This is a genomic window from Aeromonas sp. QDB25, from assembly GCF_027707725.1.
Classification (GTDB): domain Bacteria; phylum Pseudomonadota; class Gammaproteobacteria; order Enterobacterales; family Aeromonadaceae; genus Aeromonas; species Aeromonas caviae.
This window is the reverse complement of record NZ_JAPCIZ010000100.1, coordinates 1-11989: the sequence shown is the minus strand read 5'-3', so window position 1 is coordinate 11989 and position 11989 is coordinate 1. Positions and strand designations below refer to the sequence as shown.

The window sequence follows — 11989 nt, the reverse complement described above, 5'->3', positions numbered from 1 at the left end:
GGCGATGATCTGTGCATCGCTAAAGCGTGATGTTTTCATGTAGAACCTCCTGCGTTCAAGATACGAGAAAATTCTACTTATGAGCACCTCAGTTTTTCGGGGGGATTACCTTCCACTGTCCAACTAATTGACCCAGAGTCTTACCACCTAGACGCTGGCGATCGCGTTCTACGTTACTAGTCAATTCATCAGAGAACCCGCTCACCTTCAGAGTGGGCAAGGTTGCTTTGAGCATCAATTCAAACTGCTGCAACTGGAGGAGGCATCGCCCATACTCCAACGCAATTTGCTCTTTTAACTCATTCAAATCAGGTAGTGCATTATCAGGCCTCTGGTGTTCCACTGGTGCTCTTCCTTGTGCTCATCAGCATCTAGCTAAATAGTTACTCTTTTCTTGGGCTGAAGTACCTATGGGGTGATCTCCAAGGTAGTTCGTTCATAGTGCCGCTTCGATAGCTGCTTGTAGCTTCTCGACTGCTACCCCACCACCGTACCGATCATAGCTGATGGCACCATTGGTATGCCCCAAGATTGCCGCCGCATACTGTAACGGTACACCATGATCTTTTAACGCTGTTGCCACTGTATGACGCAGGCTGTGGAAGTCTTTATCTACGGGACGATGGCGACTGAACCACTGCCCCCAAAGATGGCTGTAACCGTCTTGTCGATGAGGTAGCTCAGGGAACAGCCTCCCCCCTGCCCTTTCCTGCACGAAGTCGATAAAGCCACCAGCAATCAGCGAGGAGTGAATAGGGATCAGGCGGGCACTGTTGACCGTCTTGAGCTTCTGGTCTGGGCGGTTGTCCCTGATGTTCAGGCACCATACCTCGTCGACCAGCTGCACATCGTCTGCGTACAACTGGCAAATCTCATTGGCTCTCGCTCCGGTATACAGGCCGAGCAGCGCTATCCACTTGCGGTATGGCTCCTGTTCCTTCGCCCATTGGATCAACCGCTGTTTCTCCGCAGATGTATAGCTACTTCGAGCATTGACCTCTTTAACCCGCTGTAGCTTGAGCCCAGCAAAGTGATTGACGATGCCCTCGTGGTGATTGCCTAGCCAGACGAACAACAGCGAGAGCTTCTGGAGGTACTTGTTGATAGTCGTCGGGCTCTTACCTGAGTTCAGCAATTCGTCCTTGAACTTGACCACATCGGCCTTGCTGTACGCGGTTGGAGATCTATCTCCCAGCGCTTTGATGAAGTAGCCGATGTAGTTCTTCTGGTTACTGAGCTCTTTGGGTGCCCAAGATAGCGCCTTCTCTTTCAGATAACGGTCACTGAGTTCTGAGAGTAGAGGGGATGCAATGGCAGAAGGCGCCGCAGGGGCTGGCTTGGTCGCAGATGGTGTCTGTTGCTGTAGCCACTGAGGCTCCGGCAGGGAGCTTGGCTGAGGTTCTGGCTGGACAGCCGCTGGTTTTACCCGAGAACGCGCACAGGCAAGCATCTGAGCCACCTGTTGACGAGCGACCAGCTTGTCCCGAGTACGGAGAGATTTCTTAATGTCTTTGCGGCGACCACTGGGGAGCACTGTCACCTTGCGGTAGTACCAGATACCTTGAGGGCTGAGCCAGAGATTCACTTTGAAGACTCCTGATTCATCCACATGAAGTGGATTACCAAGAGGTCTGAAGGGGGTTGTTATCTGTAACTTGTTGAATGGCAGAAACAAGTGGTGGCCCTACCAGCCACATCCCGGCACTCGAGTCCCCCGCCTTGGCTGCTACCTTCCGGTCCTGACCAGGTCGACGGGTTATCAATGCGAGCCCAAATAAATCAGGCACTTGGGGATGGAACTGAGCGCCATCACAGTGTTCTGAAACCTCAACAAGCGAGAATCCGCCGCAAGTACGGTCATCCACATCAAGTGGACATGCTTAAATGGGTAACAAACAGGGCAATCCTACCCGCCCTCCCCCGTACACTGCAAGCACCTCATTAAAGACCCCATCCCCTCCCGCAGAAGCTCAACAATCAACCCAATATTGAGCGAAATGAAATCTAATGGTAACTTTGGGTCTCACTTAAACCCGAGGTGACATATGGCTACGAACACAGGCAAAGGCTATCGACAAGGTTCCGTCAACGACCGTACCCAAGTTCAGAACCCGGTTAATGGGAACTGGACGAAACGCGATACGGATAGCGGCAAGTTTATCGAGCAGAAACAAGGTGGGGATCCCTTCAAAGGGGTAGCCAAAGAAACCGACAACCGCCGGAAGTGAGTTCATCGATGACCGACCAGTGTTCTTGTGGCCAGCCCCTCAACCATTCAGTTGTGTTCCATCAAAACGGGCAGAAACTCAAAAGCTGCCCGAACTGTTCAGAACAGGCTGGCGTTCATGTGTTCTATCGGGCAGGAGAATTCGGATTCAGACGGATGGCTGGTGTAACCAGGATACAATCATGGTGCCGTGGCTGCCGGGCCAAGCATCGATACCGGCTTGACCCAGTCAAAACCTGCTAAAAAGGAGCCCGGCAAGGGCTCCTTGGGTTGTTATTAGCTACATGTTCCCCATATCACACCATCAGTACCACACTCGGTGGTATAGGTGCCGTCTACTTGAGTGACGGTTTTGACATAGTTACCGAGCTCGTTGTAGCGAACTTCAGTTTTCACCCCGGTTGTGTCTGTGGTGACTTGAGTCTTCGCCCAGAAACGGGCATCTGGCTCGATAGTCTGGTCTTCGAAACCATACGGGAGCTGTTCCAGAGCAGACCCCAGATCAGCCATATTGAGGGTATCGATAGTATCAGCCACACCAATCCAGTCGTTCAAGAAGGGGAAGCTGCCAGCTTGACGGTCGTAGATGAACTCACCGGTGGACTTAACGTCACCATTAGTGGCCTCTACGGCTACATGGCGTTGCGTTACCACATCAACCAAGTTGTCGATGACACACTCTTCAAAGCTATTAGCCTGGAAGTTCACCAAGTTGGACAACTCATACAGTTTGTTACCAGCTACATGCTCGATAGCCTCTTGCACACCACAGGCATACGGAGAGTCATCCCCACCTTTTGACTCAAAACTGTACTCGTTGACATATTTGTAGCTAGCAGTCTTGCGGAAGTGACGCTCGCTGTAGGCCAACTGGCGGATCACCTGCGTGAAGTCAGAGGATACCTTTGCCAACTGAGTAACTGCACGATCATCCCAATAGACACCCTGTTCACGATACCAGGCATTGGGGTAGGCGTTATCTAGGTCGCGATTGTCACCGATGTGGTAGTCCACATAGGCATAGAACGCATCTGGGTGCTGCTTCTTCAACACTTCAGTCTCCCCGAATGATGCCTGCAGACCTCGGACGATTTCCATGGCCAGAGTGGCGGTTTCAGCGTCACCAGAGGCGATGTAGTCAGCGTACAGCTTCTTTTCTGAGATGTTGTAGTGCTTGATCACGCGGTTGGTAGACTCTCGCAGCTCGAACGCGATCTTCTCTCGCTTCAGCTGGTCGGCCATGACTGACTGGCAAGTCAGAGCACCATCGCTGGCCAACTGCTTTTCCACATCGCTCCAAAGGACAGTCGTCAGCGGAGTAACGTGGAGGAGGTCATCGTTGGAGATCGGGGTAAACTTGGGAGGCAGAACCATCTGGTATGCCTCCTCGACAACGCCAGTATCAAGGTCAACCGCACCTACAGGTACGTCCACAACCAGAGGCACGTATTCGGCACACTGCTCTTGGGCACCGGTAAGTTCCATACGGTAATCGCCGAGCTCTGTGGTGACAGAGCTGGGTTCGCCTGCGTCGAGCCGCTTGTTGAAGTTCAGGTCCAGGTACACTGTGGCACCCTTGATGTAACCATCGATGGCCTTTCCTTGGATAGAAGATTTAACGGCCGGAGGGTTGGTGCTATCGCTGTCACTGCCCCCTCCGCCGCCACAAGCAGAAAGAGCCAGACAAACCCCTATGCATACCCACGAACGAACTGTCATCAGTTTCTCCTTGTTCCCTATATTTTCATAACGATTCAATAGACCGCTCCAAAGGAGAAATACTAAAGAATCTGCAGATATATTTATGTGATTGATACCGTTTTCATGAGAGTGGACATTGTCCTACATGCCTATGATTCCATTGAATTTACCTCCATCCCGCGTAAGATCCTCTGCACGCTGGAGAGACTGATCCCCGTCCGGCGTGCGATTTCGACCTTAGCTAGTCCCCGTTCAGCAAGTGACAGCACCTCCTCCCCTTTAGCCATAGCAGTCGGCTTGCGACCTTTGTAGACCCCACGCTGTTTTGCCATTGCAATCCCTTCTGCCTGACGCTCCAGCATCAGCTCCCGCTCAAACGTGGCGATGGCACCGATCATGGTCAGCATCAGTTTTCCGGTAGGTGTCGAGGTATCGATACCCAGATTCAAAATCCTCAGAGCAACCCGCTTAGCGTGCAGGTACTCCGAGATCTCCAACAGGTGGCGAGTGTTGCGAGCCAAGCGATCCAGCTTGGTCACCATCACCACGTCTCCCTCACGAACAAAATCCAGCATCAACGAGAGCTGCGGGCGATCATCCTTGGCCCCGCTCACCTTCTCCTGAAATATCTTGCTGCACTCGGCCAGTGCCTGAAGCTGGGCATCCAGGCTCTGCCCCACAGTGCTGACACGTGCATATCCCACCAGTGCCATGGTCTCCTCCTGGTCAATAGGGCAAGGTACACTGACGCGACCTGTCAAAAGGTCCAAAGGAACCCATGTGACCGGCAAAAAGTCCTGCTTTCGCTCGCGTCACATGGCCTTGGTCTATTGACCTGAGCCAGTGATACAAATGAAAACGGGCCGCTCCGTGATGGAGGGCCCGCAGGGGTAGTCAACCAGATGCTCTGGCTGCTCTATCTATTGGTCATGCAGGGTGCCGACCAGGGGATCTCAATGACGCGTCGACCCGCCAGGCATCCGCAATACCTTGGCCAGCTCCTCGGCGTGAGCCTTGTCACGGGCGATGAGGCGGATCATCAGGGTTCCCCCTGCAATGGCAACCAGAGTCACCGAGGTCAGGATCATTTTGTTCATGGGTAGTCCTCTTCGTTCATGTTGTAGAAGTGTGGCGGCATGTAGCGGGCCATCATCGCGTTGACGATGACCGACGCAAATGCCGTCAGGGCTGCCTTCAAGGCGTCCAGCAGCAAGGTTTTCATGAAGTCATTCATGGCGATTACTCAGGGGTTATCTTCAGGCGGTAGACCTCCATCCGGTGGTAGTCGAGAAAGTTCCTCTCCCAGAGCCGGTAGAGGTCCATGGTGGTGGCCAGCGGCCGCTCTCCACACCAGAGCTGTGAGGCCAGCCCGGCGTTGAAGTCAAAATCGAGATCCTTGACCAGCTCGCCACCGAGGTAAGTGAACTCGGTGACGTAGGCCATCCCCCAGCTCTCAGCCCGTTTTTCCAGACGGATTTCGACCGGACGGTAACCGCCAGTGTCGGCGGAATAATCGGGACTACGGAAGTTGAGGGTCAGGGCGGTGGCATCGGGGTAGCTACCGATGATCTTGGCGAACAGAGTCTGTAGCGGTTTGGATGGAGTCATAGCAGCCCCCGCTCGGCAAACGAGAAGATGTCGTGCTGTCCCACCACAAAGTGGTCGAGCACTCGCACGTCTACCATCTCAAGCAGATCCTTGAGACGAGCGGTAACAGCCTTGTCGGCATCCGAGGGGTCGACCATACCGGAGGGGTGGTTGTGGGCCAGAATGACCGCAGCGGCGTTTCTGTTAAGGGCCGCCTTGACCACCTCACGGGGGTGAACGGTGCCTGCATTGATGGTGCCGAAGAACAGCTCCTGGTAATCGAGCAGTCGGTGTTGATTGTCGAGCAGCATGACGGCGAACACTTCCCGCTCGTACTCCCCCATCTTGAGCCGAAGGAAGTCTGCTGCCGCTTTGGGTTGAGTGAAGGCATTGCCAAGATGCCGCTGTCGGCTCTCCAGAATGGCCAATGCCTGATTGATGATGTGATCGCCCTGTCCGGGGTGATCATCATAGTGTTGTGACATAACAGTAACCTCGCGTCGTTTGGGTACACGAGTTACTTATGCCAGGGGATTTGGTTGTTATTGAATCCGAACGGAACTGGTATAAGGGGTGCAGGGGCCCACATTCACCTATGAGCCCTCTTAGAAATTTTTAGACGGATTTCACGGTTTTCCCCTTCATGACGCGATATGTTTCCACTTGCGGTCAAAAAAGAGGGGTTAAAACCCACTTGAGACCAATTGTTAGCAATATCGTCTCGTTTTGTGTGAAGGAGAACACCAGTGGCAACTACTCATTTTATCCCCGCTCAGCCCAGTGAGTACGGTTACATCATTGTCGAACCAAATGACAACGGAGAAACGACCCTAGAGCGTTACCCATTGCTCGGGTACGCCGTCAAGATTACAGAAGGTGGGCCAGAAGATCTCAAGATACAGACGCTGCCGGTCTGCACAACAGGTGAGAGCTTCACCCCGAACTTCATCCAGCGCTATGACGGCACCTTCAGTCAAGCGGAAGGCGATCAACTCTGCTACTCCCTGTCAGAGATGATGAACCATTTCGGTTTCGAAGCAGATGATCTGCATACTCTGCCCCCGGCAAATGCCAAAGAGCTATCAGGATACGTCTGGCGTCCACTGCGGAACCCGCAAGGCTAATATCTGCTGATTTTGAATCTGGCCCTTTTGCCCGCCATCAAAGGCAAAGGGGTCATTTTGGATGTTCAATCTGCTGAAATTTCAGCATTTTATAGAACTTTTTCTGTATGAAATCTCGTAGAAAAAGTTCTTAAATCTGCCAAAATTTCAGCAGATCGGCAGACCTCCTCGACCTACCTAGCCTAGGATGGTGTTCCCACTTCCTTTGATCGGGCTCATTGCCGCTGAAGGAGCACGTCAGCCCTAACATGCACCTCCAGCAAACGCCTACTGGCTCTGTGTCCGTAATGACTGATGGCCAGCCAACCCCTCGAGCAGCAAGTCCAGCAGCATATTCTGCAATGCCCTGGCCTTATCGGGGTGAGAGAGGTACGTCAGCGACATGCCCTGCTGGGTTTCCATTCGCCCGATGACGGCTTCATCCACCGCATTCGGGAAATCGCCATGCAGAATCGATTCCCGTGGGTTATTGCGGACCTGCTCCATCAGGGGGCCGTTCTCGCTTAGCTTGCTGACCATCCCCTGCACCCAGTCGAGCTTGTCCCCATCAGTCACTTCCAGGCCAAACAGATCGTTCATCCGAGCCAGCAGTTCGGAGAGGAAATCCTTCTTCTCCTCTTTCGGCTTGGCGCTGCCGAGGGAGGCGATCCCCTCCAGCCCATAACCGGCCGCATTCTCTTTGAGTTGCAGATCCTGTGTCCGCTTGGCCTTAAGGTGGTAGTGGCTCAGCATCACCGATGAAAGGTCTACTTGCTCTTCATCCAACACCTCTTCCCGCAGCAGGGGCAGCAGGTGGCGTGCAAAGACACACAGCCGCTCCATGTCGTAATCGTCGAAGGGGGTGATCTGGGAGACAAACTCGTAGAACCGCACATAGCCGTTGAGGTTCTTCTTGAACAGCTCCAGCACCGAACGGGCTTCCCCTGCCTCCTTCAGGCGACGCTCTGCATTGACCTGGTCGCTACCTAAACCACCTTGTTCCATCAGCCACTTGAGCTGGGTCCGACACTCCCGAATAGCATCGATGGCCAGCCGGTAACGCTTGGCGAAGCGATCTCTGGCCGGAACGGCGTGCCGCAAGAAGGCATCGGCCCCCCGTTTGGGGTCGAAGTAGGCATCGGTAAACGCTACCACCTCGGGCCAGGTGAAGATCCCTTCGCCCTTGAGCTTGTGGAACAGGTCATAGATAAGGTTCGGGTCCGACACTGAATCCAGCGTGGCGGTTTCGTAATACTTTTGGAACTCTTCCAGCACATCCTGCGGGTCGTTCACGAAGTCGAGCACATAGGTACTCTCCTTGCCCGGATAGGTGCGGTTGAGCCGCGAGAGGGTCTGGATGCAGTCCACCCCGGTCAGCTTCTTGTCCACATACATGGCACACAGCTTGGGCTGATCGAACCCGGTCTGGAACTTGTTGGCCACCAGCATCACCTGATAGTCAGCCGTATCGAACGCCTTACGCATGTCCCTGCCCTTCAGCTCCGGATTCATGTTCCGCTCGTTCCACGTCTGTCCCTCGTCCTCGATGTCGCCCGAGAAGGCCACCATGGCCCGAATGGCTTGATAACCCTGGTCCTTAACGTACTTGTCGAACGCCAGCTTGTAGCGGACCGCCTCCATCCGGCTGCTGGTCACCACCATCGCCTTGGCTTGACCGGCCAGCAGCGGTGCAACGTGCTGGCGGAAGTGCTCGACTATCACCTGCACTTTCTGGCCAATGTTGTGCGGGTGCAGCCGGACCCACTGGGATAGCTTGCGCTTGGCCTTCTTGCTGTCCACTTCTGCATCAGCCGCTTCGCTCTCCATCGCCAGCTTATAGGCCAGTTGGTAGCTGGTGTAGTTCCGCAGCACGTCAAGGATGAACCCCTCCTCGATCGCCTGGCGCATGGTGTAGACATGGAATGGCTCGGGTTTGTTCTCATCAGAAATGGGCAGATGGGGCTTGGGCGGGCGACCGAACAGCTCCAGCGTCTTGGCCTTCGGGGTAGCAGTGAAGGCGAAGTAGCTGATGTTCTGACTGCCGCCACGGGCAGCCAAGGTCAGATTCATCACATCCTCGGCCGAGAGCTCTTCTTCATCATTCAACTGCTCGGCCATCAACACCTCACGCAGCTGACGGGCAGTCTTGCCGGTCTGGCTGGAGTGAGCCTCGTCGGCCACCACCGCAAAGCGGCTGGATTTCAGGCTGGAGCTCTCCTGAATCGCCTTGAGCACATGGGGGAAGGTCTGAATGGTGACGATAATGATGGGAGTGCCGCTGGTCAGTGCCTCGGCCAACTGAGCAGATTTGCTGCCATCCCCCTCTTCCCGATTAATGCGGGAGATCACCCCGGATGCGTGATCGAACTGAGCGATGGTCTCCTGCAACTGGCTATCGAGCACGGTCCGGTCGGTGACGACGATGACCGAATTGAACAGCTTATCCCCGTCACGCCGCAGCGACGCGAGCTGATGGGTCAACCAAGCGATAGAGTTCGACTTGCCCGAGCCCGCCGAGTGCTGGATCAGGTACTTCTGGCCGCTGCCTTCTTGGCTCAACGTTGCAAGCAGCGTCTCCACCACCTTCCACTGGTGATAGCGGGGGAAGATCATCGTCTCTTTCTTCTTGAGACGGCCCAGTGCGTCCTCTTCGTGCTTCACCTGCAGATGCAGATAGCGACCCAGAATATTGAGGAAGGTCTCGGGTGCGAAAATCTCCTGCCATAGGTACTCGCTGGCGAACCCTGTCTCAGGCTGATCGTTCCCTGCCCCACCCTTGGCGGTGCCCCGGTTGAACGGCAGGAAGAAGGTATCTGCTCCGGCCAGCCGGGTGGTCATCGCCACCTCAAACTGATTGACGGCAAAGTGCACTAAGGCTCCGCGACGGAAAGCCAGCAGCGGCTCACGCTTGCCCGCCGTCACCAGTGGGCGGTCGAAGCGGTACTGCTGCTTGGCGTTCTCCAGGCTCTGTTTGAAGCAAGACTTGAGCTCCAGCGTTGCCACCGGTATGCCGTTGAGAAACAGGGTGAGATCGAGTCGGCCCTCATAGCCATGGGGGCTATAGACCAGCTCCGGCACCACCCGCAGCCGGTTCTTGGCATAACGCTCGCAAAGCGTGGGGTTAAGGTCATGGTCAGGCTTGAAGGTGGCCACTGCCAGCCGGTGCCCTCGATCCTCTACCTGATGACGGAGTAACCACAAGGTGCCCCGCTCATCGCTCTCAAGAGCCCTGACCACGGCGTTGAGCAGATGACGCTCTGGCTCCTCACCGTAGGTTTTAAAGTATTTCTGCCACCCCTCTGGCTGGCTCTCCTGCACATAGGCGATCAAATCTTCCGGATAGAGGGCTCGCTCTTTGTCATAGAGTGCCGACTCACCGACCAACCAACCTGATGCGACCAGTTGCTCGATGATATGATCCTGAAATGCCTTCTCCCGTGCCCTATTTTCCAAACTGAGGTCCAGGCTCATGGCTGACCCCCTCGGGCCAGCAGTACCTGATAAAGCGACTGCATCGCCGCCAGATGCCCCGGCAGCCGGCGATAGATCTCGACCGCAAGAGCTTCCTTGTAGGTATGCGAGGTCAGGTTGCGATCTTTGAGCATCGACAACCAGACCGTCTCATCGGCCAGCCAGTGGGCCGCATAGGCTTGGCTCATGCACTCACGGGGGGTATTGGCTTCGATACCTTCCGCCGCCAGCGCCTTTTTCAGGGTCTTCCAGGTCAGTTCGATACAGAACTCGAAGCGTTGGATGCTGGCATCGACCACCAGCGGTTGGCTCGCGTCATAGCTCAGGGATTCGGCGAGACGTTGCAGGGCGTTGCCAAGGGCAACCAGATTCAGATCCAGACTCATTGCACTTCCTTAAGGCGTCATTCGTCGGTAGAGAGGCACCCTGTCACGCAGGATGGCCTGATACAGCGGGCTCTGGGGCGACTCCTCATCGAGTCGCACACAATCGATAGGGAGCAGGGTATCGGCCTCATCGATGATCGCCAACACCTGCTGCCATTGCGCCTCGCTGGCATCGGGGCACTCGATGGCCAGATCGATATCGGAACGCTCACGGTGGTCGCCACGGGCCCGTGAACCAAACAGCCAGATCGCCTCGACAAACGGTAATCTCGCCAGTGCCTGTAGAAATTGGTAATCGGCAAGCTGCATACCAGACCTCAGTATTTCTTATGCTCATTGGCTTGGCTGTAGAGAAGGAATTCCATCTGCGACATGATACGGGCTTCTTCACGCAGACGGCGACCCTGATCGCGGCAAAACAGTACCCGGTTGGCATCGACAATCGCAAAGGCAAGCGGAATGGGCGCCTGATTGATATCGACCACCGATAACTGCCCCTCGGCCAGCCCCAAGGCTCGCTGCCAGTCGAGGGCCAGCAACTCGGGCCGCAACCGGTTATCCAGAGAGTCAACCAATTTGACGGGGTCGAAGGCTACCGCCAGATCCCAGTCGCTGTGGGGCCCAGCGTTCCCCTTGGCGTGGGAACCATAGAGCCACAGCACCATCACCTCGGGGTGAGCGGCGGCGAGTGCGGCTAACTGTGCGGTGAGGGTAGGCAGAGTCATACCATTCACTCCTGTGCGAGAAAACGAGAAGGTCTGATAACGCGATCGTCCGATTACGCTTCGCTAATCGAACCTACGGGCTCACCAGCAGTAGATCGATACGATCTTGCTCACGAAACACCTGCAGGTCGTCGTAATCGCAGAGATGGATATCGAGCAGGGATACTTCGCCACTACGCCGATCCGGCACATAGAGCAACCTTGAAAGCAGCGATTCAAAGAAGCGAGAGCCCAAACCATGAGGTTCTCGGGGATTAAAGAGGGTGCCGAGAAAATGGGAGTGGCGGATCTCCTGACGCACCATTCCCATCGCTTCAAACAGGTTGAACTCCGAGACCATGCCCCCCAGCTTATCGAGCTCCTTACTATCGAAAATCAACTCGGTCAGCCAGCGGTACTGCTCGTCATTGATGTCTGGAGCGATAGCATCAGTCACCTCGGTTTGCGGCATTGAACTCATGCGGCAACCTCTTCGGCGGGTGGCGTCCAGCCCCGCAGATCGATCTTGCCGGTCACGGCGGCGGAGATCAGGGCGGTGCGACGTTCTTGCATCAGTTGAATAGCCACTCCAGCCTTTTCTGCCAAATTATCAAAATTAACAATTTTGTTTTCAATATGCTTCAAATGAGCAGCAATTTCATTTATTGGAGGGATTACTATGGGAATATTGCCTAAGTTTTCGCGAATTCAACTCCGAAGTGCAACACCCGCCAAATCAAGCAACCTGTCGTAGTTCATCAAACACGATCTGCGGTTGCCTGAAATCCAAACATTTGCGCGGTCTAAGGT

Annotated in this window: 15 protein-coding genes and 1 other RNA gene; 2 read left to right on the top strand and 14 right to left on the bottom strand. The window is 54.9% G+C overall.

Going from position 1 to position 11989, the window contains the following annotated elements:
* Positions 1 to 436: 436 nt before the first annotated feature.
* Together PG883_RS21080 and ffs are read right to left on the bottom strand one after the other, a co-directional pair.
* Positions 437 to 1585 carry a site-specific integrase gene (locus tag PG883_RS21080; RefSeq protein ID WP_260750231.1) on the bottom strand — a complete coding sequence of 383 codons (1149 nt, stop codon included), beginning with the start codon at positions 1583 to 1585 and terminating at the stop codon, positions 437 to 439.
* A gap of 97 nt (positions 1586 to 1682) precedes the next feature.
* An RNA gene (ffs, locus tag PG883_RS21075) (signal recognition particle sRNA small type) lies at positions 1683 to 1776 on the bottom strand.
* A 269-nt stretch (positions 1777 to 2045) separates the two neighbouring features.
* Here ffs and PG883_RS21070 point away from each other — a divergent pair.
* The gene (locus PG883_RS21070; RefSeq protein WP_005324899.1) at positions 2046 to 2228 is read left to right on the top strand and encodes a hypothetical protein; all 183 of its coding nucleotides are present in this window, start codon (positions 2046 to 2048) and stop codon (positions 2226 to 2228) included.
* A gap of 275 nt (positions 2229 to 2503) precedes the next feature.
* Here PG883_RS21070 and PG883_RS21065 read toward each other — a convergent pair whose 3' ends face one another.
* The 6 genes from PG883_RS21065 to radC form a co-directional block, all read right to left on the bottom strand.
* Positions 2504 to 3985 carry a hypothetical protein gene (locus tag PG883_RS21065; protein WP_245147241.1) on the bottom strand — a complete coding sequence of 494 codons (1482 nt, stop codon included), beginning with the start codon at positions 3983 to 3985 and terminating at the stop codon, positions 2504 to 2506.
* Between the two features lie 92 nt (positions 3986 to 4077).
* On the bottom strand, positions 4078 to 4641 hold the full coding sequence (locus tag PG883_RS21060) for a recombinase family protein (RefSeq protein WP_005324902.1): 564 nt from the start codon (positions 4639 to 4641) through the stop codon (positions 4078 to 4080).
* 240 nt (positions 4642 to 4881) lie between these two features.
* Positions 4882 to 5025 (bottom strand): hypothetical protein, encoded by a 144-nt coding sequence (locus tag PG883_RS21055; protein WP_167332170.1) that lies wholly within the window; start codon positions 5023 to 5025, stop codon positions 4882 to 4884.
* Positions 5022 to 5162 carry a hypothetical protein gene (locus PG883_RS21050; RefSeq protein WP_021230273.1) on the bottom strand — a complete coding sequence of 47 codons (141 nt, stop codon included), beginning with the start codon at positions 5160 to 5162 and terminating at the stop codon, positions 5022 to 5024. Before PG883_RS21050 ends, PG883_RS21055 begins: the two co-directional genes overlap by 4 nt.
* A gap of 5 nt (positions 5163 to 5167) precedes the next feature.
* Complete coding sequence (locus PG883_RS21045) at positions 5168 to 5536, bottom strand: DUF2787 family protein (protein ID WP_270808006.1); 369 nt, start codon at positions 5534 to 5536, stop codon at positions 5168 to 5170.
* Positions 5533 to 6000 carry a RadC family protein gene (gene radC / locus PG883_RS21040; RefSeq protein ID WP_005324908.1) on the bottom strand — a complete coding sequence of 156 codons (468 nt, stop codon included), beginning with the start codon at positions 5998 to 6000 and terminating at the stop codon, positions 5533 to 5535. The genes PG883_RS21045 and radC overlap by 4 nt, the downstream gene beginning before the upstream one ends.
* 261 nt (positions 6001 to 6261) lie before the next feature.
* Here radC and PG883_RS21035 point away from each other — a divergent pair, with 261 nt between their 5' ends.
* Positions 6262 to 6639: a hypothetical protein gene (locus tag PG883_RS21035; RefSeq protein ID WP_024943929.1), complete on the top strand. Its 378-nt coding sequence runs from the start codon at positions 6262 to 6264 to the stop codon at positions 6637 to 6639.
* 267 nt (positions 6640 to 6906) lie between these two features.
* Here PG883_RS21035 and PG883_RS21030 read toward each other — a convergent pair whose 3' ends face one another.
* From PG883_RS21030 to PG883_RS21005, 6 genes are all read right to left on the bottom strand, one after another.
* Positions 6907 to 10089: a type I restriction endonuclease subunit R gene (locus PG883_RS21030; protein ID WP_270808004.1), complete on the bottom strand. Its 3183-nt coding sequence runs from the start codon at positions 10087 to 10089 to the stop codon at positions 6907 to 6909.
* Positions 10086 to 10475, bottom strand: coding sequence for an HI0074 family nucleotidyltransferase substrate-binding subunit (locus PG883_RS21025; protein WP_270808001.1), 390 nt, complete (start codon positions 10473 to 10475; stop codon positions 10086 to 10088). The genes PG883_RS21030 and PG883_RS21025 overlap by 4 nt, the downstream gene beginning before the upstream one ends.
* 9 nt (positions 10476 to 10484) lie before the next feature.
* Positions 10485 to 10784, bottom strand: coding sequence for a nucleotidyltransferase domain-containing protein (locus tag PG883_RS21020; protein ID WP_270807999.1), 300 nt, complete (start codon positions 10782 to 10784; stop codon positions 10485 to 10487).
* Between the two features lie 8 nt (positions 10785 to 10792).
* Positions 10793 to 11200, bottom strand: a complete 408-nt coding sequence (gene mntA, locus PG883_RS21015; protein ID WP_024943932.1) for a type VII toxin-antitoxin system MntA family adenylyltransferase antitoxin — start codon at positions 11198 to 11200, stop codon at positions 10793 to 10795.
* A gap of 73 nt (positions 11201 to 11273) precedes the next feature.
* Positions 11274 to 11660, bottom strand: coding sequence for a PD-(D/E)XK nuclease family protein (locus PG883_RS21010; RefSeq protein WP_244812731.1), 387 nt, complete (start codon positions 11658 to 11660; stop codon positions 11274 to 11276).
* Positions 11657 to 11824, bottom strand: a complete 168-nt coding sequence (locus PG883_RS21005; RefSeq protein WP_270807996.1) for a hypothetical protein — start codon at positions 11822 to 11824, stop codon at positions 11657 to 11659. Before PG883_RS21005 ends, PG883_RS21010 begins: the two co-directional genes overlap by 4 nt.
* Positions 11825 to 11989 lie beyond the last annotated feature (165 nt).

What these genes read in the sequence shown, in the direction of transcription:
- PG883_RS21070 (WP_005324899.1), top strand. Translation starts at nt 2,046, where the DNA reads ATGGCTACGAACACAGGCAAAGGCTATCGACAAGGTTCCGTCAACGAC.
- PG883_RS21060 (WP_005324902.1), bottom strand. Translation starts at nt 4,641, where the DNA reads ATGGCACTGGTGGGATATGCACGTGTCAGCACTGTGGGGCAGAGCCTG.
- PG883_RS21055 (WP_167332170.1), bottom strand. Translation starts at nt 5,025, where the DNA reads ATGAACAAAATGATCCTGACCTCGGTGACTCTGGTTGCCATTGCAGGG.
- PG883_RS21050 (WP_021230273.1), bottom strand. Translation starts at nt 5,162, where the DNA reads ATGAATGACTTCATGAAAACCTTGCTGCTGGACGCCTTGAAGGCAGCC.
- PG883_RS21045 (WP_270808006.1), bottom strand. Translation starts at nt 5,536, where the DNA reads ATGACTCCATCCAAACCGCTACAGACTCTGTTCGCCAAGATCATCGGT.
- radC (WP_005324908.1), bottom strand. Translation starts at nt 6,000, where the DNA reads ATGTCACAACACTATGATGATCACCCCGGACAGGGCGATCACATCATC.
- PG883_RS21030 (WP_270808004.1), bottom strand. Translation starts at nt 10,089, where the DNA reads ATGAGCCTGGACCTCAGTTTGGAAAATAGGGCACGGGAGAAGGCATTT.
- PG883_RS21025 (WP_270808001.1), bottom strand. Translation starts at nt 10,475, where the DNA reads ATGAGTCTGGATCTGAATCTGGTTGCCCTTGGCAACGCCCTGCAACGT.
- PG883_RS21020 (WP_270807999.1), bottom strand. Translation starts at nt 10,784, where the DNA reads ATGCAGCTTGCCGATTACCAATTTCTACAGGCACTGGCGAGATTACCG.
- mntA (WP_024943932.1), bottom strand. Translation starts at nt 11,200, where the DNA reads ATGACTCTGCCTACCCTCACCGCACAGTTAGCCGCACTCGCCGCCGCT.
- PG883_RS21010 (WP_244812731.1), bottom strand. Translation starts at nt 11,660, where the DNA reads ATGAGTTCAATGCCGCAAACCGAGGTGACTGATGCTATCGCTCCAGAC.